19 protein-coding genes and 1 pseudogene are annotated in these 20,453 nt (G+C 59.1%); 11 read left to right on the forward strand and 9 right to left on the reverse strand.

Features of this window, described 5'->3' with window-relative positions:
* Positions 1–86: 86 nt before the first annotated feature.
* The 3 genes from DL88_RS19420 (at position 87) to DL88_RS11750 (ending at position 2,609) form a co-directional block, all read left to right on the forward strand.
* A complete protein-coding gene (locus DL88_RS19420; RefSeq protein WP_156971067.1) occupies positions 87–893 on the forward strand; it encodes an SH3 domain-containing protein in 807 nt (268 codons plus the stop codon).
* A 355-nt stretch (positions 894–1,248) separates the two neighbouring features.
* Positions 1,249–1,605 (forward strand): hypothetical protein, encoded by a 357-nt coding sequence (locus DL88_RS11745; RefSeq protein WP_051955913.1) that lies wholly within the window; start codon positions 1,249–1,251, stop codon positions 1,603–1,605.
* A gap of 236 nt (positions 1,606–1,841) precedes the next feature.
* Positions 1,842–2,609: a DUF4410 domain-containing protein gene (locus DL88_RS11750; RefSeq protein ID WP_169741568.1), complete on the forward strand. Its 768-nt coding sequence runs from the start codon at positions 1,842–1,844 to the stop codon at positions 2,607–2,609.
* Positions 2,610–2,667: 58 nt separating this feature from the next.
* Here DL88_RS11750 and alr read toward each other — a convergent pair whose 3' ends face one another.
* From alr to rpsF, 6 genes are all read right to left on the reverse strand, one after another.
* Positions 2,668–3,807 (reverse strand): alanine racemase, encoded by a 1,140-nt coding sequence (alr, locus tag DL88_RS11755; RefSeq protein WP_051955914.1) that lies wholly within the window; start codon positions 3,805–3,807, stop codon positions 2,668–2,670.
* On the reverse strand, positions 3,804–5,297 hold the full coding sequence (locus tag DL88_RS11760; RefSeq protein ID WP_034996317.1) for a replicative DNA helicase: 1,494 nt from the start codon (positions 5,295–5,297) through the stop codon (positions 3,804–3,806). The genes alr and DL88_RS11760 overlap by 4 nt, the downstream gene beginning before the upstream one ends.
* Before the next feature lie 214 nt (positions 5,298–5,511).
* The gene (rplI, locus tag DL88_RS11765; RefSeq protein WP_034996251.1) at positions 5,512–6,081 is read right to left on the reverse strand and encodes a 50S ribosomal protein L9; all 570 of its coding nucleotides are present in this window, start codon (positions 6,079–6,081) and stop codon (positions 5,512–5,514) included.
* A 65-nt stretch (positions 6,082–6,146) separates the two neighbouring features.
* On the reverse strand, positions 6,147–7,235 hold the full coding sequence (locus DL88_RS11770; RefSeq protein WP_034996253.1) for a YybS family protein: 1,089 nt from the start codon (positions 7,233–7,235) through the stop codon (positions 6,147–6,149).
* Positions 7,236–7,589: 354 nt separating this feature from the next.
* On the reverse strand, positions 7,590–7,832 hold the full coding sequence (rpsR, locus tag DL88_RS11775) for a 30S ribosomal protein S18 (protein ID WP_012385270.1): 243 nt from the start codon (positions 7,830–7,832) through the stop codon (positions 7,590–7,592).
* Entirely contained in the window at positions 7,832–8,278 is a 447-nt protein-coding gene (gene rpsF / locus DL88_RS11780; RefSeq protein ID WP_034996258.1) for a 30S ribosomal protein S6, read from the reverse strand. Before rpsF ends, rpsR begins: the two co-directional genes overlap by 1 nt.
* Positions 8,279–8,785: 507 nt before the next feature.
* On the opposite strand from rpsF, the gene DL88_RS11785 reads away from it, so the two are divergent.
* From DL88_RS11785 to mltG, 6 genes are all read left to right on the forward strand, one after another.
* Positions 8,786–10,012 (forward strand): MFS transporter, encoded by a 1,227-nt coding sequence (locus tag DL88_RS11785; protein ID WP_156971069.1) that lies wholly within the window; start codon positions 8,786–8,788, stop codon positions 10,010–10,012.
* 158 nt (positions 10,013–10,170) lie between these two features.
* Entirely contained in the window at positions 10,171–11,136 is a 966-nt protein-coding gene (gene fabD / locus DL88_RS11790) for an ACP S-malonyltransferase (RefSeq protein ID WP_034996261.1), read from the forward strand.
* A gap of 432 nt (positions 11,137–11,568) precedes the next feature.
* A complete protein-coding gene (fabG, locus tag DL88_RS11795; RefSeq protein ID WP_034996263.1) occupies positions 11,569–12,306 on the forward strand; it encodes a 3-oxoacyl-[acyl-carrier-protein] reductase in 738 nt (245 codons plus the stop codon).
* A 325-nt stretch (positions 12,307–12,631) separates the two neighbouring features.
* Positions 12,632–12,871: an acyl carrier protein gene (locus tag DL88_RS11800; protein WP_034996265.1), complete on the forward strand. Its 240-nt coding sequence runs from the start codon at positions 12,632–12,634 to the stop codon at positions 12,869–12,871.
* A gap of 429 nt (positions 12,872–13,300) precedes the next feature.
* The gene (fabF, locus tag DL88_RS11810; protein WP_034996320.1) at positions 13,301–14,563 is read left to right on the forward strand and encodes a beta-ketoacyl-ACP synthase II; all 1,263 of its coding nucleotides are present in this window, start codon (positions 13,301–13,303) and stop codon (positions 14,561–14,563) included.
* Positions 14,564–14,840: 277 nt separating this feature from the next.
* On the forward strand, positions 14,841–16,670 hold the full coding sequence (gene mltG, locus DL88_RS19425; RefSeq protein ID WP_051955916.1) for an endolytic transglycosylase MltG: 1,830 nt from the start codon (positions 14,841–14,843) through the stop codon (positions 16,668–16,670).
* Positions 16,671–16,875: 205 nt separating this feature from the next.
* On the opposite strand, the gene DL88_RS11820 is transcribed toward mltG, so the two are convergent.
* Positions 16,876–17,124 carry a DUF4170 domain-containing protein gene (locus DL88_RS11820; RefSeq protein ID WP_034996270.1) on the reverse strand — a complete coding sequence of 83 codons (249 nt, stop codon included), beginning with the start codon at positions 17,122–17,124 and terminating at the stop codon, positions 16,876–16,878.
* A gap of 293 nt (positions 17,125–17,417) precedes the next feature.
* Positions 17,418–18,368 carry a 3'(2'),5'-bisphosphate nucleotidase CysQ gene (locus tag DL88_RS11825; RefSeq protein ID WP_305953019.1) on the reverse strand — a complete coding sequence of 317 codons (951 nt, stop codon included), beginning with the start codon at positions 18,366–18,368 and terminating at the stop codon, positions 17,418–17,420.
* A gap of 498 nt (positions 18,369–18,866) precedes the next feature.
* Here DL88_RS11825 and DL88_RS11830 point away from each other — a divergent pair, with 498 nt between their 5' ends.
* Positions 18,867–19,358, forward strand: a complete 492-nt coding sequence (locus DL88_RS11830; RefSeq protein WP_169741569.1) for a hypothetical protein — start codon at positions 18,867–18,869, stop codon at positions 19,356–19,358.
* A 17-nt stretch (positions 19,359–19,375) separates the two neighbouring features.
* Positions 19,376–19,579, forward strand: a complete 204-nt coding sequence (locus DL88_RS20675; RefSeq protein WP_210165308.1) for a hypothetical protein — start codon at positions 19,376–19,378, stop codon at positions 19,577–19,579.
* Positions 19,580–19,807: 228 nt separating this feature from the next.
* Here DL88_RS20675 and DL88_RS11835 read toward each other — a convergent pair.
* Positions 19,808–20,453 (reverse strand): annotated as a pseudogene (locus tag DL88_RS11835) (IS5 family transposase); the annotation flags it as partial.

Here is a 20,453-nt window from a genome sequence, read left to right on the forward strand (position 1 = left end):
CAGGATCGCATTCCGTTTCGTTCAAAGACAGTGTCAGAGGCGATCATACAATTGAATATCGGCTTGAAGCGCGGGCAGGCCAACAGATGCACATCATCTTCAAGGCGAGCAATCCCAGCACCTCTTTCAACCTTCTGGCGCCGGATGGTGCGGAGGCTCTCCATCGCGGTGCGGCCGATGGTGCTGAATTTAACGGCGCCTTGCCGTCTGATGGCATCTATAAGGTTCAGGTCTATTTGACGCGTTCTGCCGCGCGTCGGAAGAAAATGTCGCATTACACACTCACCATGACGATCGCCGGTGGTCCGAATGGAGCGACAAGGGAGCCGGATTTCTCCGATGGCACTACGGGCGGTCCTGATTACTGGCAAGTCACCGGCCTGAAACCGAATGATTCACTCAAAATGCATGAACGGCCTGCCTTGAATGGGACAATCATCCTTGCCTTTTCAGAGGGGGCGATATTGCGTAATCTTGGCTGTAACGACCAGCATGGCACGCGATGGTGTCGTGTCGTCTCTCCGGAAGATCCGAATGTAACCGGATGGGTGGAGGCGCGCTATCTGAGGGAATCGTTTAATCCGCCGCCCTTGAAGGATGCTCTGGTTCCTGGCACGCATTATCACGCGACCGGCAATGTCCAATGCCGCCGCACTGCCAATGCGCCTGTTCTCTCCTGCCATTTTGGCGTCGTGCGTTCCAATCCTGGCACGACAGTTGTCGATATTACTTTTCCAGATGGATTTCAGCGGACATTGTACTTTTCAAAAGGCCGTGTGGAAGCGGAGATAGGCGTTTCCCTGACGACCCGTCATGAGAACGATAATACCATCGTTACCATCGGTGAAAACGAGCGTTACGTCATTCCTGGCGTGATCCTGGAAGGCGATTAGAGTGTTTTCTGACTCTCGCTGAGGAGCGGGCATGCAGGCTGTATGAGTTCCCGGCTTCTTGAACCCGGTAATCTTGATGTGTCGCTCCATCCTGTTGGAACCGTGTGGGGACGCCTGCGGTTGTCACCACCTTTTTACATAATGTTACGACCGGGAACAAAACGCCAAAAAACGATGCATGCCGTTCAAGCGGCACTGACAAGTCCGGGCTATCCTCCTTCGTCATAGCCAATGTCCTGATGGCTATTACAGTAAGGATGACAGGAGTGGTGCTTGATCGGCCTCCCTTGTTGGCAGCCGATCGGGCTGACATTCCGTCAGGCGTTCCCTTACTGATTGCCAAGGAGTTCAGCCAATGGTTCGTAAACTCATTCTGACATCCTTGCTGGCCGCTTGTGCTGGCAGTACCGCCTTCTCTCCCGCAATTGCGGGGGGATGGGTTGCTCACGGGCCCAATGGCGGCACGGCATGGGGGCACACCACTCCCTATCGCGCTCCTTATCCGGGCTACCATGGCTGCTGTTATAGTGGCGGTGCCGTCGCGGCCGGAGCCGTGGCCGGACTCGCTGCCGGGGCGGCTATCGGAGCCGCCGCGGCAAGGCCCGCAGCGCCGCCAGCGGCGGTCGTCTATGCGCCGCCGCCGCCGAGGGTTGTTTATGTCGCGCCGCCTGCTGTCGTTTATGCGCCGAGGCCGGTTTATTACGTGCGCTGATGGGGCGCCGGCCTTTCTCATGGCCATTGTGACGAATGCGGTCTGACACATCATTGAGCCTGACGCCAACACAGATCCACGCTTGATGGGTCGAGCTGCCAGTGAATTTTCGCGTCGTGTGAGACCGTATGCGTTGCAAGACCGGAGCATCGGATCGATGACGGTCCGGTGCTCCGGCACCCTCCCGGTCGCAGGCGGCATATCCTTCGAGTCTTTGGTGAAACATCATGGAAAAGATGACGGTTTGGCACATGGCCATTGCCGGTGGAATCGACATGCCGCATACAGGATCGAACGATGGCTTGAGGTGGCTATTGAGGCGGCTCTTGCCGCAAGTCCTGCGGCGGGGTTTTCTGTGGCGGCTCATGTCCATCGGCTTCGTCGTGATGCTCTGTGCTGGATGCGCCGGGGCGCGGATCACTCATGTCGCCGCAGCCTCCACCCGTGGACCGCAACCCGAGGTGATCCTCGTGCATGTGGATGCGCCGCCTCTCCCCGATGCAGCGAAGCGGCAGTTGGCCGCGACGGTAGCCGCAAAACTCGAAGCCGATCTGGTGAAGAAACTGCAGCAGGCGAAAGTCGTCGCCGCTCCTTATGTACCGGGCGCGAGCCATGCTCATACCGCTATACTGCATGTCGCGATTACCGAAGCCGATGCGGGGAATGTCGTCACCCGGATGATTATCGGTTTTGGTGTCGGCCGCGCCGAATTGCATGCACGCGCCGAACTGCTGAGTGGTGATGGGGTGGATGCGGCGTCGATGACCGCTTTCGAAACCGCGAGCGATAGTGGACACATGCCGGGTCTCGTCGTCCCGGGCGGCGTTGCGCTGGCGAGTGCGAGTATCATCCCGCTGGCGGTCGGCGGCGGCATTCGCGTCGCCACCGGTTTCAAGGATGCGCTCGACAAGCCGGTCCACGACACGTCGATCGCCATCGTTCGCCAGCTCAGGAACTATTATGCATCGGCTGGCTGGCACTGGCCGGAGGATCCAAGCGTCTGACGCCTGATTTCCTGCGCGGCGTCAGAACGTTTAGGAAACAATCGAAACGCGCTGGCGATTACAGCGTCGTATAGCGGCGATAGAAGCGCGTGCCGAGATTGGTCAGGATTTCATAACCGATCGTCCGTGAACGGCTGGCGAGTTCATCGATCGAAATCGCCTTGCCGATCAATTCGACATAATCGCCGCGATTGGTTTCCGGCGCGCCGGTAATATCGACGACCATCAAATCCATCGAGACACGCCCGGCAAAGGGACAACGCGCCCCCTTCACCATGACTTCTCCGCCTGGATGCACCTCGCTGCCGAGCGCGGCGCGGGGAATGCCGTCGCCATAGCCAATGCCGATCGTCGCCAGACGGCGCGGCGATTTGGCGTTGTAGCGCCCGTCATAGCCGACCGTTTCGCCCGGTTCGACATGATTGACTTGCAAAATGCGCGCTTCGAGCCGCAAGACACCTTGCATCGGATTGGGACGTCCCGGCGTCGGATTACCGCCATAAAGCGCGTAACCGGGACGGACAATCTCATAAAGAGGGGTCCGTTCGAGAAAAATACCGGCGGAATTGGCGATCGAGGCGGGGACCTCTTTCCATGGGGCCCGCATGGAGTCGAACAGGGCGACCTGGGTCTCGCAGCGGGCGAGATTGGATTGTCCCGACCAGATGAATTGCGACAGCACGAGCGTGATGTTCAAGGTCTCGGTCAATTCGCTCGCGGTTTCGATCTGGTTCGGCTTGAGGCCAAGCCGGTTGAGACCAGTATCGAGCTGCAGGGCGGCGGGCAAAGTCCCACCATCGACATCGCGGCGGCCGAAAAGGGCGCAAAATTGCAGCCATTCCTCGATTTCCGGCAGAGAACAGAGAACGGGGCGCAGATTATGGTCGAGATAGGCCGGCGCGGTGCCAGGCACGAGGCCATTGAGGACATAGACGGTTGCGGTGGAATCCACCGCCCGAAGCCGCCGCCCCTCGAAGACATGGGCGACGAAATAGGTCTTGCAGCCGGCACCCGACAAGGCGCGGACGACGGGTTCAAGGCCCAGGCCATAAGCATCGGCCTTCACCACCGCGCCGCATTCGGCGTCGCCACAGACCGCCTGCAGCGTCCGCCAATTGCGCACCACCGCCGCGAGATCGATGGAGAGCGTCGCGCCCGATTCGAGCTGGGTGATAGTGGCCTCGCGCAATTCGTTCATAGCCGCTCCGGCAGGTTTTCCTCGCGCGCCAGATTGGCGAAACGGGTCATTTCCGCCTCGAAGGCGAGTTCGACAGTGCCGGTCGGGCCGTGGCGCTGCTTGCCGATGATCACCTCGGCTTTCCCATGCACACGCTCCATATCGGTCTGCCAGGTGATGAATTCCTCGGTGCCTTCGCGTGGCTGTTTGTTCTTCAGGTAATATTCCTCGCGGAACACAAACATCACGACGTCGGCGTCCTGTTCGATCGAGCCCGATTCACGAAGATCGGATAATTGCGGCCGTTTGTCGTCGCGCGACTCGACCTGACGCGACAATTGCGAAAGGGCGACGACCGGCACGTTCAATTCCTTGGCGAGCGCCTTGAGGCCGGTGGTGATCTCGGTCAATTCCTGAACGCGGTTGTCACCGCGCGTCTTGGAGCCGCCGAGCAATTGGAGATAATCGACGACGAGTACATCCAAGCCACGCTGGCGTTTCAGCCGGCGCGCACGGGCTGTGAGCTGGGCGATCGACAGACCGCCGGTCTGGTCGATGTAAAACGGAATGGACTGCATCTCCCGTGCCGCTTCGACGATACGGTGAAATTCCTGCTCGGTCATATCGCCGCGCCGGATCTTGTAGGAGGCGACCGCGGCCTGTTCGGCGATGATGCGGGTTGCGAGCTGTTCCGACGACATTTCGAGCGAGAAGAAGCCGACGACGCCGCCATTCACCGTTTCCGCCGATCCGTCCGGGCGCGTGTGGAATTCATAGGCTTTGGCGATGTTGAAGGCGATATTGGTGGCGAGTGCCGTCTTGCCCATGCCGGGGCGCCCTGCGACGATCACCAGATCGGAGGCCTGCAGGCCGCCCATCATACGGTCGAGATCGCTGAGGCCGGTTGCTATGCCAGAGAGATGGCCGTCGCGTTCGAAGGCCTTGGCGGCCATATCGACCGCCGTCGTCAGCGCATCCGAAAACCGTAGGAAACCACCGTCGTAGCGGCCTGTCTCGGCGATTGAGAAGAGCTTGCGCTCGGCTTCCTCGATCTGCGCGCGCGGTGTTGCATCGACAGGCGCGTCATAGGCGGCATTGACGATTTCCTCGCCGATGACGATCAGTTCCCGCCGCACCGCGAGATCGTGAATGGTGCGTCCGTAATCCTCGGCATTGATGATCGATGTCGCCTCGGCGGCGAGCCGGGCGAGATATTCCGGCACGCTCATCCCGCCGAGATCATGATCGCCGAGATAGGTTTTGAGGGTAATGGGCTTGGCGATTTTGCCGGCGCGGATCAGCTGCGAGGCAATATCATAAATGCGCCGATGCAGTTCTTCGGCGAAATGTTCCGGACGCAGAAAATCGGAGACGCGGTCAAACGCATCGTTATTGACGAGAATCGCCCCGAGCAAGGCCTGCTCCGCCTCGATATTGTGAGGCGCTGTGCGAAAGGCCGGCGCCCGCGTGGGCGCAAGGTCTAGCGTGGCATAGTCGTCGATTGTCGCCATGGGCCTAATTTGAAATGCCGCGCCTATCGAAAGGGTGGCGACTGCCAAAGGGCGCGCCAAATCCCAGATCGTCAGCTGCGATGGTGGAAACGGAACCCCCATTTTCGCATGCTGGATGCCGGAAACAGAGTCTTCTTTTCAGAAATTCGCCATTCCGGAGGAAACCGTGTGTCCGGCTGCAGCGGCGCCGGACACACCAGATAGTCAGAAACGATCAGCGATCGCCGAGGCTGCCGCCGGCATCGGCCAGGGCGGCGCCTATTTCGAGGCCGAGTTCGTCGAGATTGGTCTCTTCGACGACATTGATTTCTTCGCCCTTGGCCTGACGTTCGGCCTCGGCCGGCGAACGGGCGATGTTGACGGAAATCTTGACTGTCACTTCGGGATGCAGATGCACCTCGACCTCATGCAGGCCGATGGTCTTGATCGGCGTGGTCAGGGCGATCTGGTTGCGATGAATATCGAAACCGGCAGCGATCGCGACATCGGCGATATCGCGCGGCGACACGGAACCATAGAGCTGGCCGGTTTCACCTGCCTGGCGGATGATGATGAAGCTCTGGCCATCGAGACGCTCGCCGATCGCCGCAGCGGAATCACGCATTTCCTGGTTGCGGGTTTCGAGATGCACGCGCTGGCTTTCGAAATGTTTCTTGTTGGCTTCGGTGGCGCGCAGCGCCTTGCCGCCCGGCAGCAGGAAATTGCGGGCATAACCGTTCTTGACGCGCACAATATCGCCCATGTGGCCGAGCTTGGTGATGCGTTCGAGGAGAATGACGTCCATTGAAAAAATCCTTCGCGGCTGGATCGCGGCTGTGCCGCGATGGGTTGCAATAATCCAAAGGGGAATCAGGAACCGAGACTGGCATCCGATCGCGGTTTCGTCAGGTCCCGGCGTTTGCCGAGCGGAAAGATCGTGTCGACGAGACCGAGCAGGGTCAGCGGCCAGGGCATGAGAAGCACGAAAGCCAGATAGACGATGATCAGCAGCGGGACGCGATAGCTCAGGCCGCGCGTGAGATCATGGATCGCTCCAAGCCCCTGAAGAGCGAAGCCGAGACCGAAGGTCACGGCGAAGACGAGGGCGATAAAACCACTGGGTCCGCCAAGAAAAGTGAGAACGCAGGCCAATATGAAGAGCGGAGCAAAGATCCGCGGCAGACGCAGATTGTGCGGAATATCCGGCCAGGGTTGCGGCAACAGGCCGGAGACTTGGACGACGCGTCCGGCGAGCCAAAGGTTGACGACCAGCATGAGAAAGGTCGAGGCTGCGATGAAGGGGCCGAAGGCGAGGACGATGATGCGGGCGATATCCGCTGTCTTGAAATCGGCCGGCCATTTCACGCCGCTCGTCTCAACCTGCGAGAGCAGCGGAAGGATTTCTTCCACGGTCTTGTCGACAACCGCGTGAAATCCGCCGTGGCGTGACCAGATCCAGAACGATCCGGCGGTCACGAGCAGAGCCGACACAAACAGGGCGAAAGCGGTGGCGCGCGCCACCGGTTGGTGAGGACCGTGCCAGAGGGATGCAAGGGAATGGGCAAATCCGTGAGGCGCGAGCGTCGATTGCTGATCGGTGCGGCCGAGTAGCCCAAGACAAAAGGAGGGGAGGCCGAGACTGAGGAAGTAGATGGCGGCGATCTGCGCCACATTCACCAGCGTCTGTTGCCGCAGCTCACTCACATCGACTCCCTCTCCAGGGTTCACCGAGGCGAGTGCGCCGAGCATTGCGATGCCGAGCACCCCGGTAACGAGGGAGATGAGGCCGGTGCCGAATCCGAGGGCGGCGATCATCAGTGGCAGCGGGGAAAGATAGGCAAGCAGCATGGCCGCAAAGGTCCCGCGCCCAGCGAGACTGAACAGCAAGGCCGAGGCGATTCCCGCGCCGAGTGCCAGGACATGCGGCGTGCCGAATTCGAGAGTGTGTTTTTTCGTCATACCTTGCTGTCCCGCAAAGCCGCGGTTAGGGACGGGGCCGCGGCAGCCCGCCCCAGCACAAGAACGTCTCAAAGAAACGTTCCAGGTTCGTTGAAACCTCCGGCGCCCAGCGTTTTGTGCTTGCGGCCGGCGATCGAGGTGCCGGTACCTCGACCAATTCATGCGTTGTCTGGGTTCATTCCGAAACGCGTTCGGAATGAGATCAATGGTATGGTCTGTCTCAGCCGGAAAGGAAGGTCCTGACCGTTGAAGCGTTTCTGAAGGGAAATGCGTGCAGGCGGTTGGGAGGCTGGTGTTTCCGGGCAAAGACCGACGACAGCCGGACGTCTTGCGCCCGGCCGCAGGATGATCAGCTCAGCGAATCACATAAGGCAGCAGGCCGAGGAAACGGGCACGCTTGATCGCCTGCGCCAGTTCACGCTGCTTCTTCGCCGACACGGCGGTGATACGCGAGGGTACGATCTTGCCACGCTCGGAAATGTAGCGGGAGAGAAGCCGCGTATCCTTATAATCGATCTTCGGCGCATTCGGGCCAGAGAAGGGGCAGGTCTTGCGGCGGCGGAAAAACGGCCGGCGGGGAGCTGCGGGGGTCGTCATCAGTAGAGTCCTTCTTCGCCAGCAGTATCTTCACGCGGACGGCGCGGGCCGCGGTCGCCTTTTTCACCACGTTCGGGGCGCGGGCCACGGGGACGCTCGCCACGTTCGCCGCGATCGTCGTCATCGCGTTTGCGCATCATAGCGGAGGGACCAGCCTCGTGTTCCTCGACGCGCAGGGTCATGAAGCGCAGGACATCTTCATTGATGCCCATCTGCCGTTCCATTTCCGTGAGAGCGGCGGAAGGAGCTTCGATATTGAGAAGAGAGAAATGCGCCTTGCGATTCTTCTTGATTCGGTAGGCGAGGGATTTGACGCCCCAATATTCGACCTTGGTCACCTTGCCTTCGAAGGATTCGATGACAGCTTTCAACTGCTCTGTCAGGGCTTCCACCTGCTGGGCGGAAATATCCTGGCGAGCCAGATAGACATGCTCGTAAAGAGCCATGGACCAGCCTTTCTTTGTTGCGGAGGTGCGGCTTCGGCGCAGAGCCCTTCGAGCCTGTTGAAAGGCCCGAGCAGACGCGAAGGCGGAGACACGGGAAGCCACGAGAGGCGGTTTCCGTTCAGCCCCCAGCCGAAGAAGCGAAGCGCGCTTTATAGCGGCTTTACTCCGGAAAACAAGAGGGTTTTGCACGCATCAAGCCGTTCCGGGAGGCTCGGCAGGCGGTCAGCCTGGGGGATCACCGATCGGTCCTTTGGGGACGCGTCGATGTTTTCTTCCGGTTCCTTTCACTTGCACGTGAAAATCCGGGTGGCTCGGGAAAATTCTCTTCCATTGACAAGGTTGGGGTATCAAACCGGATCATGGCCGCGATTTACGGGCGGGCCGGTTCGAGGTTTCTTCTCCAAAACGAATACGCCAAGCCGTGAATATCCGGATAGCGAAGCGCCCAGGGCCTGGATCATGAGCAAGACGATTGACGCCACGGAAATGTCCCAGGGCGCCATGGTGATGGAATCGACGGAGGCGCCGGCGACACAATTGCGTCGTGGCGGTTCGGCCTATCGTCGGGTCAATCTGGCGCTGGCTGCGGCCGGATTCTCCACTTTCGCGATTCTCTATTGCGTGCAGCCGCTCCTCCCCGTGTTTTCGCGTGATTTCGGATTGACTCCCGGCGCGGCCAGTCTCGCCCTTTCGCTCACCAGCGCGACGCTCGCCGTCGCGCTACTCGGCGCCGGACAGATTTCCGATGTGCGTGGGCGCAAAGGGATGATGGCCTTTTGCCTGTTCAGTGTCGGTCTGTTGACCGTTCTATCCGCTTTTGCCGCCAGCTGGCCGCAACTTCTCGCCATCCGCGCGCTCGAAGGGCTTTTGCTCAGCGGCGTGCCCGCGGTCGCCATGGCCTATCTGGCAGAGGAAATTCATCCAGCCGATCTTGGCGGCGCCATGGGCCTCTACATTGCCGGCAATGCCTATGGCGGCATGGTCGGGCGGGTTTTGACCAGTTTTATCGTCGATCATACCGAATCCTGGCGCGTCGCGCTCGGCGTCGTCGGCTCTCTCGGCGTCGCCACGGCCCTTGGGTTCACGCTTCTCTTGCCGCCATCGCGTCATTTCGTTCCGATTGACCGGCCGCCTCTGCGCGGCCTGCATCGGCCGTTTTTGCGCCATTTCGGCGATCCGGGCCTTTGCTGGCTGTTCCTGACCGGGTTCCTTTTGATGGGATCCTTCGTCACCGTCTATAATTACGCGAGCTACCGGCTTATCGCGCCGCCATTTTCGCTCGCGCCGGGACCAGCGGGAACCATTTTTCTGGTCTATCTTTTCGGCGGCCCGGCCTCGGCGACCTTTGGGCGTCTGGCGAGCCGGGTGGAACGTTCCCGGATGATTATTATCGGCCTCGTCTCGATGTTTTTCGGCCTCTCGCTGACGCTGACCTCTGCGCTGATCGTCAATATTTTCGGCATTGGCCTCATCACCATCGGCTTTTTCGGTGCCCATGCAGTGGCGAGCGGCTGGGTCGGGCGTCGCGCGGAAATCGGCCGGGGGCAGGCGGCTGCGCTCTATCTGTTCAGTTATTATATGGGATCGAGCCTCATCGGCACGCTCGGAGGCTGGTTCTATGCCGGGGCAGGCTGGGCTGGCATGTGTGGCCTTCTCGGCGCTCTGCTGATGCTGGCTTTGTTCGTCGCCATTCGTCTGCAGCGGATCGAGCGTTGCGAACCGCTACGCGGGTAGGGGCGGCTTTTTATTTCGGACGCTTCAATGAGACGGGAAGGAAAATATCCCTGTCTCTTCCGTGCCTCACCCCTGTCATTTTCTTGCAATGATGCTTGACTTCACGGGCCGGGAATGGCACTCGCTCCCGTTCAAATCAACGGGAGACCGACCCAATCGTGTCCAAAGCATATGTGTTTCCTGGTCAAGGATCGCAATCGGTTGGCATGGGCAAGGCTTTGTACGAAAATTTCGCGTCTGCACGCGCGGTTTTCGATGAAGTCGACGATGCACTGGGGGAAAAGCTATCGACCCTGATGTTCGAGGGTCCGGAAGCGGAGCTGACCCTTACTGCCAATGCGCAACCGGCATTGATGGCAGTCAGCCTGGCGGTTATCCGCGTGCTGGAGGATGAGACGGGGCTCGATCTTGCCCGTGATGCCCGCTACGTGGCCGGCCACTCCCTCGGCGAATATTCGGCCCTTGCGGCGGCTGGTTCCCTCACCTTGCGCGATACGGCGCGGCTGCTGCGCCGGCGCGGCGCGGCAATGCAGAACGCGGTGCCGGTTGGTGTCGGCGCGATGGCCGCGCTTCTGGGTCTCGATTATGAAACCGGACTGGCGGTGACCCGCCAGGCGCAGGAAGAGAGTGGCCACGGAGCCGTCTGCGCCGTGGCTAATGACAATGGCGGCGGCCAGGTGGTTGCCTCGGGCACCAAGGCCTCGGTCGACCGGGCGATGGAAATTGCCAAGTCCAAGGGGGCCAAACGGTCGATGCTGCTGTCAGTCTCGGCACCCTTCCACTGCCCGCTGATGGAGCCGGCGGCCCGGGTGATGGCCGAGGCTTTAGCTGAAACAATCATCCTGCCACCACGCGTCCCGCTCGTCGCTAATGTCAGCGCCGCGCCGGTGACGGATCCGGAAATGATTCGGTCTCTGCTCGTCACCCAGGTCACCGGCACTGTGCGCTGGCGTGAAAGCATTCTGTTCATGGCCGAACAGGGCGTCGATCTTTTCATCGAATGCGGTAGCGGCAAGGTTCTGACTGGCCTTTTGAAACGCATTGCGCCGAAGGTCCATGGTCAGTCGATCGGCCAGTTGGCGGATTTCGAAGCCCTGCGTGTCACCTTGAGGAAAGCGTCGTAAATCCGGCGCTTTCCGGGATCCAGGTGGAAGCGGCTTCGGTGTGCCGGGGCTGCCCCATGGGCCTATGGCGCTTGATGTGTGCTTCACGAGGAGCATTCACCGGGGACGCGAATCAGACGCCTAAGGATCACTTTTCAATCCGGCGGCCTTGGAAGAGAAAAGTGGGTTTTATCCTCCGTCGTGCACCCATTTAGCCGTTTTCTGAGCAGCTTTTGTGGCAAAAGCCCTGATTGATTTCGTTTCCCGAAGCAGATCAATGCTGCCTATCCTTTCAGAGCATTTCGGATCTGTCCAGAAATGCTCTACTCAAAAAAACAGCGCATTTTCGATTAGAAGAGAATCGCTTCGCGATTCAAAGCTATTGACAATGCTCTATCTTATTTTGGTGAAGCGTTCCGGAAACATCCGGAACGCTTGGGGAGCCATTCCTTCATGTTCGAACTCACCGGCAAGACGGCCCTCGTCACAGGGGCGAGCGGCGGCCTTGGGCAGGCCATAGCGCGCGCCCTGCATCGTCAGGGGGCTGTTGTCGCTCTGTCCGGCACCCGCCGCGAGCAGCTCGAAAGCCTCGCGGCGGAACTCGAGACCAATGTGCATGTTCTGCCCTGCGATCTCAGCGACCCCAATGCCGTCGAGGCTTTGGTGCCGGCGGCGGAGGCGGCGCTTGGTTCTCTGGATATTCTGGTCAACAACGCCGGCATTACCCGAGATAATCTCTTCATGCGCATGAAAGATGAGGAATGGGACGCTGTGCTGGCCGTCAATCTGACAGCCTCGTTCCGTCTGGCGCGGGCGAGTCTTAAGGGCATGATGAAGCGCCGTTACGGCCGGATTATCGGTATCACCTCGGTGGTGGGTGTGACCGGCAATGCGGGGCAGGGCAATTATGCGGCCGCCAAGGCGGGCATGATTGGCATGTCGAAGAGCCTCGCGATGGAAGTCGCAACGCGCAACGTGACCGTGAATTGCGTGGCTCCGGGCTTCATCGAAAGTCCGATGACGGCGGTCTTGAACGAGAAGCAGAAGACCGCAATCCTCGCCAATGTTCCGATGGACCGACTCGGGAGTGGTGATGATGTCGCTTCGGCGGTCGTCTATCTTGCGAGTTCGGAAGCCGCCTATGTCACTGGGCAGACCCTCCATGTCAACGGGGGAATGGCAATGATATGAGGTATTTATAGCTTTTTTGATAGGGTTTGGCGGGGCTCTCGCCAAGGTGATGGAAGTATGTTACCAACCGCGTGGACTGTGTAAGGGGTGTCGGGCTGGTGGCAGACTTGGGTGTCGATCTCCGGCGTTGGCTTCCAATCCGATGTCCCGTGTCGCTCCCGAGAATGAAGCAGTCCTATTGGCCGCTTGCACTCCCGCGCGGCGATCGTTAAGGACACCCTTCAGTCCCACATTTGGAAAATCGAATGCGTCGTGGGCGGCACTTTTACACCGCGCATCGAAATGGCCATGTCGGCAGCAGGATAAGGACGAGGATCAAACGACCATGAGCGATGTCGCCGAGCGCGTGAAAAAGATTGTTATAGAACATCTCGGTGTCGACGCGGATAAAGTTGTCGACGATGCCAATTTCATTGAAGATCTTGGCGCCGATTCCCTCGATACGGTGGAACTTGTGATGGCCTTCGAGGAAGAATTCGGTGTCGAAATTCCCGACGATGCCGCTGAAACGATCGTGACCGTCGGGGATGCGATCCGCTTCCTGAAAAAGGCCACTGCGGCCTGAGCAATTCTTTGGCATGACGCTTTTCGTTCATGCCCTTTCCGAAAGGTCGATGCCGGACGGCGCAGGCGGAAGTCTCCGCCGGCGGTATCGAGCCTTTCTATTCTCCTTCCGGTATAGTCGACAAAGTCTCGGCGTCGTTGCGGCCGAAAAGCAAAAATCCGGTTGCCGCCGGATTTTTGCTTTTCGGCGGATTTCATGAATTATCGAAATTCATGCCTTTTCTCTCCGAGCCATTCTCCCCATGAACGGAGAGGTAAAAACGCGGCGAAAGCCGTGTAAGGGTGATTTTTTCAGGCGCAACCAGCATTGATTTTGTTCATTCGAACAACATTTATGCTGCGCGCAAAACAATTGGCGGCGGACTGCTGAGAGCCGCTCGGGCCCCTCGGGATGGCCGGTTCCGGCTCCCTCTTTTCCTCAAGGTCATTTATGCGAAGGGTGGTGATTACTGGGCTTGGCATGGTTTCTCCGCTCGCCTGCGGCGTAGAGCCTTCCTGGAAGGCTTTGCTTGGCGGCAAGAGCGGTGCCGGTCCAATCACGGGGTTCGATACCTCGGATCTCGCGTGTAAGATCGCCATGCAGGTTCCACGTGGCGATGGCACCAATGGGACATTCAATCCGGACGATTGGATGGAGCCCAAGGAGCAGCGCAAGGTCGATGATTTCATCATCTATGCGATGGCCGCTGCAACACAGGCGCTGCGCGACGCGCAATGGGAGCCAAAAACCTATGAAGACCAAATCAGAACCGGCGTTCTGATCGGTTCGGGCATAGGCGGGCTCGGAGGCATCTACGAGACCTCGCTCATCCTGAAGGAAAAAGGCCCGCGACGCATCTCGCCCTTCTTCATTCCCGGCCGTCTCATCAATCTCGCCGGCGGTTATGTCTCGATCCAGCATGGATTGCGCGGCCCGAATCATGCTGTCGTCACCGCTTGTTCGACTGGCGCCCATGCGATCGGCGATGCCGCACGCTTGGTGGCGCTGGAAGATGCGGACGTGATGGTGGCGGGTGGAACCGAATCGTCCATCAACCGGATCGGGATCGCCGGTTTCGCCGCGTGCCGGGCTCTCTCCACGGCGTTCAATGACCGTCCGAAACAGGCCTCACGGCCCTACGATAAAGACCGTGACGGCTTCGTGATGGGCGAGGGCGCTGGCTGCGTCGTCCTCGAATCCTATGATCATGCAAAGGCACGCGGCGCCAAGATTTATGCCGAAGTCGTGGGTTACGGCCTTTCCGGTGACGCCTATCACATTACGGCGCCGCAGGAATCCGGCGATGGTGCGTTTCGCGCCATGCAGGCGGCGATCAAACGGGCAGGCATCGTGCCGGCGGATATTGACTATATCAATGCGCATGGCACATCGACGCCGCTCGGCGACGAGATCGAATTGCATGCCGTTCACCGCATGATCGGCGATATCGAGCCGACGCTGTCAATGTCATCGACCAAATCGGCGATCGGTCATCTGCTCGGTGCCGCAGGCGCCGTCGAAGCGATCTTTTCGGTGCTCGCCATCCGCGATCAGATCGTTCCACCGACTCTCAATCTCGATAATCCATCGGTTGAGACCAAGATCGATCTCGTGCCGCTCAATGCGCGCAAACGTAAAGTCGAGACAGTGCTTTCGAATTCCTTCGGCTTCGGCGGCACCAATGCCTCGCTGATATTCCGGCGCGCGGAATGACTTTCGATCATCATCGGTTAACCGGCATGATCTTTTATAAAGATGGCGGACGACGCGGCTTTTGCCATAATTGTCTGCCCTGATGACGATGTGAGTCCCGCCTCCCGAAAGTCTTGAAACGAGGCATCGAAGCGGCGGGCAGCCCGGGCAGCCATTGTCGGTTGCTCCCGGGCTGACGGGGTGCGCTCATGTGCCGCCGCTCACGCGCCGCTCCGTGCCCTTTGGACATACGAACCGAAGTCCAAATCGAACCAAAGTCCAATTATGGAGCCTTCCTATGGCGCCTGCAGATGCGAAGATCGACGGCTCGCCGGTATCGAGTTTCAACCTTGCTTTGGCCGTGGGGGGAATGTTTGGGCGCGGCGCCGGGCCGCAGAGCCCACAGGAAGCGCTGCAGCCGCAGGCGGCACCGCCTCCGCCGCCCAGCCGCCCACCAAGCCGCAACAGGGGGCGTCTGTCCGCTTTCAGCGGTTTCCTTTCCTTTCTCCTGATCGCCGCGATCGGCGTGATGATTCTCCTTGTCTGGTCCCAGCGCAAGATGCAGGAGCCCGGCCCCCTGACGGCTGATCGGGTCGTCTTCATCGCGCCGGGGACGGATGTTGGGGACATTATCAGCCAGCTCGATCGGGAGGGCGTGATCGACAGCCCGTTCGTGCTCAACATCGCGCTTCTGGTGGAGAGCAAGCGGTCCAAGGTCAAGGCAGGTGAATATCTGTTCAAACAGGGTTCGAGCCTGCGTGACGTCATGGACACTTTGGTCAGCGGCCGTCAGCTCCTCCATGCGATTACTCTGCCGGAAGGGCTGACCAGCACGCAGATTGTCGCGAGGCTCCAGGATAGCGATTTCCTGCAGGGCGATGTTATCGAAACGCCGAAGGAAGGCAGTATCCTTCCGGAAACCTATAAATTTACCCGCAACACGCTGCGCGCCGATCTCATCCGCAAGATGCAGGATGATCAGCGGCGCGTCGTCGATCAGGTTTGGAAGCGGCGGGCGAGCGATCTTCAGCTGAAATCGCCTTACGAGCTCATCATCCTGGCTTCGATCGTCGAGAAAGAAACAGGCAAAGCGGATGAGCGGCCGCATGTCGCGAGTGTCTTTCTCAACCGGCTGCAGAAACATATGCGACTGCAGTCCGATCCGACGATCGTCTACGGTCTTGTGGGCGGCAAGGGCACCCTGGGACGGCCGATCCTAAGGTCGGAAGTGGATAAGCCGACGCCTTACAATACATATGTCATCGATGGCCTGCCTCCGGGGCCGATCGCCAATCCCGGCCGCGCCGCGCTGGAGGCAGTCGCCAATCCCTCGCGCACGCGCGATCTTTATTTCGTCGCCGATGGGACTGGCGGGCATGTCTTCGCAGAATCCCTCGATCAGCATGTGCGCAATGTTCAGAAATGGCGCCAGATCGAACGCGAGGCAAAGGAAAAGCAGGTCGCTCCGGACACCGACAAGGTCGCGCCGCCTTCGGATCAGCATGGTGAGGTGGACCTGCCGCGGCCGATCCTGGCCGATTTGCCTGCCGCGCTAACGACTCCTCCTCAGGACGCACTTGCTGTTCTGCGCAAGGCGATGCTCAAGGAGCAGCGCACCGCTGCGAAAACCACCAAGGCGCAGGAGGCAAAACTCGCGCGTGCTTCGGCGGCGGCTTCGCAGAATTACGGGCTTGGACCGGGCCTTGACGAACTGGGACTGTCGATCAGTGGCATCCCTTCAGCAGCCGAGGCTGCTGCGGCGCTTGACGGACCGATCGCCAGCGATGCGGAAGGCTCTGCAATGGTTCTGCCGGTCTCCCCAGCTCGCCGGGCGGAACAGAAAGCGCGGGCGGCGCGCCTGGGCCTCGCGCCTGGAAGCGATGTTCTGCCGCAAAATCCCGTGGCGGAATCTCCGGCCGTGGCGCGGCAGGATGACGATCGGATGAATGCGGACGGGATCATACAGGCTGCGGCGACAAAACCTGCCATGGGACCGCATCACGGCGTGACGGATGCCTCCGAGGGGAAAGCTTTCGATCCGCTGCTCGACAAGACCTATGATCTGAATTTCGCTAAAACCGTTCCGGCTCTTGTTTCGCCTTCCGGCAAGAAGGGGTCGCAGCTTTAGACGATGGAAGATGTTCCGGAGCGGAAAGCTTGATGCTCCCGGACGTCCGGATCATTTTCGGGAAATAGTGATCCACCGAAGATGATCCGTGGGAATGGACTGAAATCAGTCTCATGATCCCTTCCTCCCTTGTCACAATTTCTTTTTGCTCTCCACCGGTCCGCGCCGGTGTTGTTTCGTTCCGTTGCATGGGATCGGCAACGGATCAGGCTTCGGCATTTTCTTCCTGCTTTGCGGGATCAAGGAGCAGGGAAAGGTCGGCGACGAAATAACGCATCTGGGCGTTGTCGACAGTCGCCTGCGCCTTGCTGCGCCATACGGCTTCCGCCGTCGCATAATCAGGATAGATGCCGACGAGATCGATCTTGGACAGATCCTTGAACTCATGGCCGGCAAGATTGGTCAGCTCGCCGCCGAAGACGAGATGAAGATGCTGTTGGGTTTGCGTGCTCATCAACGCTGCTCCCGAAATTGACAATTGCGTGGAAGGGGATGGGCGGCACCAGTGAGCGCCCTCGCTTCCCTTCAACCCTCCACGCTGGAAAAGTCAACCCGGCCGGTTGTTGGAACGATAGGAGGGCGCCTTAAATCGTGTCTCCCGGAAGCGTTTGTCCGGGCTGGGAGAGTCCGGCATGAAATTCCGGTCAGCACGCCGTTGTCCTGATCCTGACGAGCTCTGGCCTAGACTACAGGTGCACTTTCAGGCGCAAGAAATCGCGAAGCGATTCAGCGTGATTGCAAAATATTCTAGGGCTTTGCCGGTGAATCCTCAGCAGGGATGGGCGCGCGGCCGCGGACACGTCTCGCGGCGGCATTCACCTCTGCGTGAATCTGCGTCGGAGCGGCGGTGAGAAGACCGTGCCGCGTTTCCGGTCTATTATAGAATAGCGGAGTTCCCTCAAGGCTCGCGAGACGTCCACCCGCCTCATGCAAAATAAGATCGGCGGCGGCAATGTCCCAATCATGGGCATTTTCCGTGGCGAAACCAGCGTCGAGAACCCCTGAAGCCACTTTGGCGATGCGCATCGCGAGCGATGGAATTTTGGGTTCCAACGTAAACGGAAGTCCCGCTCGGCGCAGTTCCTCCGCGAGGGGGACCGGCGCGGCAATCCGTGCTCCCGGATCCATTTTCTGCCGGTGTGAAACGGAGATCGGGCGATCGTTCAACCGCGCCCCCTGGCCTTCAATGGCGAGATAGGTTTCACCAAGGGCCGGGGCATGAACCGCCGCGAGCACCGGCCGTCTATCCTCAACGAGCGCCATCGCAATCGCCCAGCGTGCATCGCCCTGCGAAAAACCGCGCGTGCCATCGATCGGATCGACGATCAAGACGCGCCGTTTGTCCAGTCTTTCCGGAGAATCCTCAGTTTCCTCCGAAAGCCAGCCAGCATCCGGCACTAATGTTTCGAGCTTTTGCTTGAGGAAACGGTCGACGAGGTAATCTGCTTCGGTAACTGGAGAGCCACCGGATTTCTGTTTGATTTCCGCATGCGTCATCGCGCCCGGCCGGAAGTACGAAAGAGCGATAGTCCCCGCCTGGCGAGCGATCTCGGCAAATGCGCCGACAAAATCATCAGTATAGGTTAGCGCGGCCAAGGTGATCCATCGAACCGGCATGAGAAAAACATGGGAAGGCTTAGTCGCCTCATGCGCTGAATACAAGCTTTTCGTGCCGCGCCGCTGCCTTCCAGGGCGCACACCAAATCCTGATGACCTGGAGCCATGGGGATTTTGTTTCTGCGAGCAACACCAGTTTCAGGCAAGGACATTGTCTTAAACCAGAAGCAGTGCAGGAGGCGCTTGCCATAAGCACTGCTTCTGCGCTTCGGGGCGGACGAGCTTGGTCGAAATCGGTAATGCAAACTGTTTGGCGGTGCTCGCTTGCGATCAATTTTGTGTGTCTACGAAATGCGTTGCAGCCTGCGCTTGGCTGGCTTCGGGCGGTGGCTTTGCGTCGGATTCCTTTGATCTCGGCAGGTCGGGACCAAGGAGAATTGGTAGGAGGTCTTTCTGTGAGCTTTTGAGCGGCAGCGAGCTGCAATCAATTCGAAGATGAGACCTTTCTCCCACATGACAGGGATCGTCCGAGTTTTCGTTTGATCTCGTGAGGCGTTTTCTAAGCGCGTCGGGCGCTCGGAGCCGGACCTCGGGCTGGAACATTAACCTTAATATGGTGTTACCTGGGCACAGAGGCCAATGAATGAACTTGCTCCCATGCAACAGCTTTCCTTCGAATTATCAGCTTCTCCACGCGCTTTCATGCGCGTGCATCTAGCGTTTGATCCACGGGCAGACGGCGGGCATCGTACGGTCCGTTTTGATCCCGGACAGGTCACGATCGGGCGCAATTATCATGGCGTGAAAATGCGGCTCGTCGTACCGCTCGCCAATTATATTGGCGTCGCCACGATGACGACGACCGGTATCGCTCAGCCGACCCATAGAATTTGTCTTGTCCATGGTGACAATGATCTCTGCGTCGGCCTTTTCGAAACCGCCGATCCGGCTAAGGCGCGCCGGATGTGGCGTGCTTGGGGGCGTTTTTTCGGATGTCCACTGCTGATCGGCTCGGAGGAAACGGGATGGTGGACGGTTGAGGACCTTTGCCCGCCTCCGGCTGCTTTGACATTGCGTCCGTTTGACCGCATGCCGCGAGCCTCTCGGAGAGTGTGCCATAGAAGAAGGTAGTCGCTACGAGCCACACTTTGACGGAGCCGAAAAATGATGACCGCGCTCCAGGTGAGAATGACAATTTTATCTTGGTCGGTATCGTCCGGCTTTTTGTGATCTCTCACAGCGATCAAGGTCGCGTCATTTTACGAGCGGTCAACGCACGGTGCAAACTCATCGGCATGTTCGCCTGCCGATTTGATGGGTTACGAGTGGTTTCAGCAAAAATTGCTCTATGAAAATTTGGTGAGTACCTGCGAACAAAAGGGCTGAATGGCGTTGCTTTCACGGATGTGCACGCGGGCTAAAGCGACTGATTTCGCTCAGTGTTCCATGTGAAAATCAGGGCGTTCTGGTACTCCCTCTTCCGGCAACAGTGCTCGGATATCCTTAGCTGTTTTACAGAAAAGCATTTTATTTTCAATATGATATAATCGCCAAGCGAGTCAATCTTGTAGGAAACTGCTCTAGGCCATAGACTCATTATGTCTGCACCAAATGCGGAATGAAGCGCGTTTGACGCTGGCAAGGAAGTTGTCAGCGCGTTTGTCGTAGCGCGTGGCAACAGCTCGAAAGTGTTTGAGCTTGTTGAAGAAACGCTCAACGAGGTTGCGATAGCGATAGAGGAACGGGCTGAAGGCCGGAACATTTTGGCGGTTCGGCATGGGTTTGATATTGGCCCATGCGCCGCGCGCGGCGAGCCTGTTCCTTGCAGCATCTGAATCATAGGCGCGGTCGGCGAGCAGGATCTGACCGTCATTCAGGTCCTCGAGCATGTCCTCGGTGCTCTTGCCATCATGCGCCTGGCCCTCCGTAAGCTTGAAGGTGATCGGCAATCCATCGGCATCGACGAGGGCATGGATCTTGGTGGTCAGGCCGCCCCGCGAGCGACCCATGCAACGGGATCGCTCATCTTTTTTTGGGTGTTGGCAGCATGCTGATGGACGCGGATCGAGGACGAGTCGATCATGACGATATCGCCGTCGTAAGCCTTTGAAACAGCCTGAAGAAGCCTGTCCCATACGCCGGCCTTGCGCCACCGGTTGAAGCGATTGACGCAGGTCGTATGCGGGCCGGAATGTCGGCCCAGGGCGCCCCCGTCCGCAGGCGCCA

The sequence above is a fragment of the Beijerinckia mobilis genome, assembly GCF_000745425.1.
Classification (GTDB): domain Bacteria; phylum Pseudomonadota; class Alphaproteobacteria; order Rhizobiales; family Beijerinckiaceae; genus Beijerinckia; species Beijerinckia mobilis.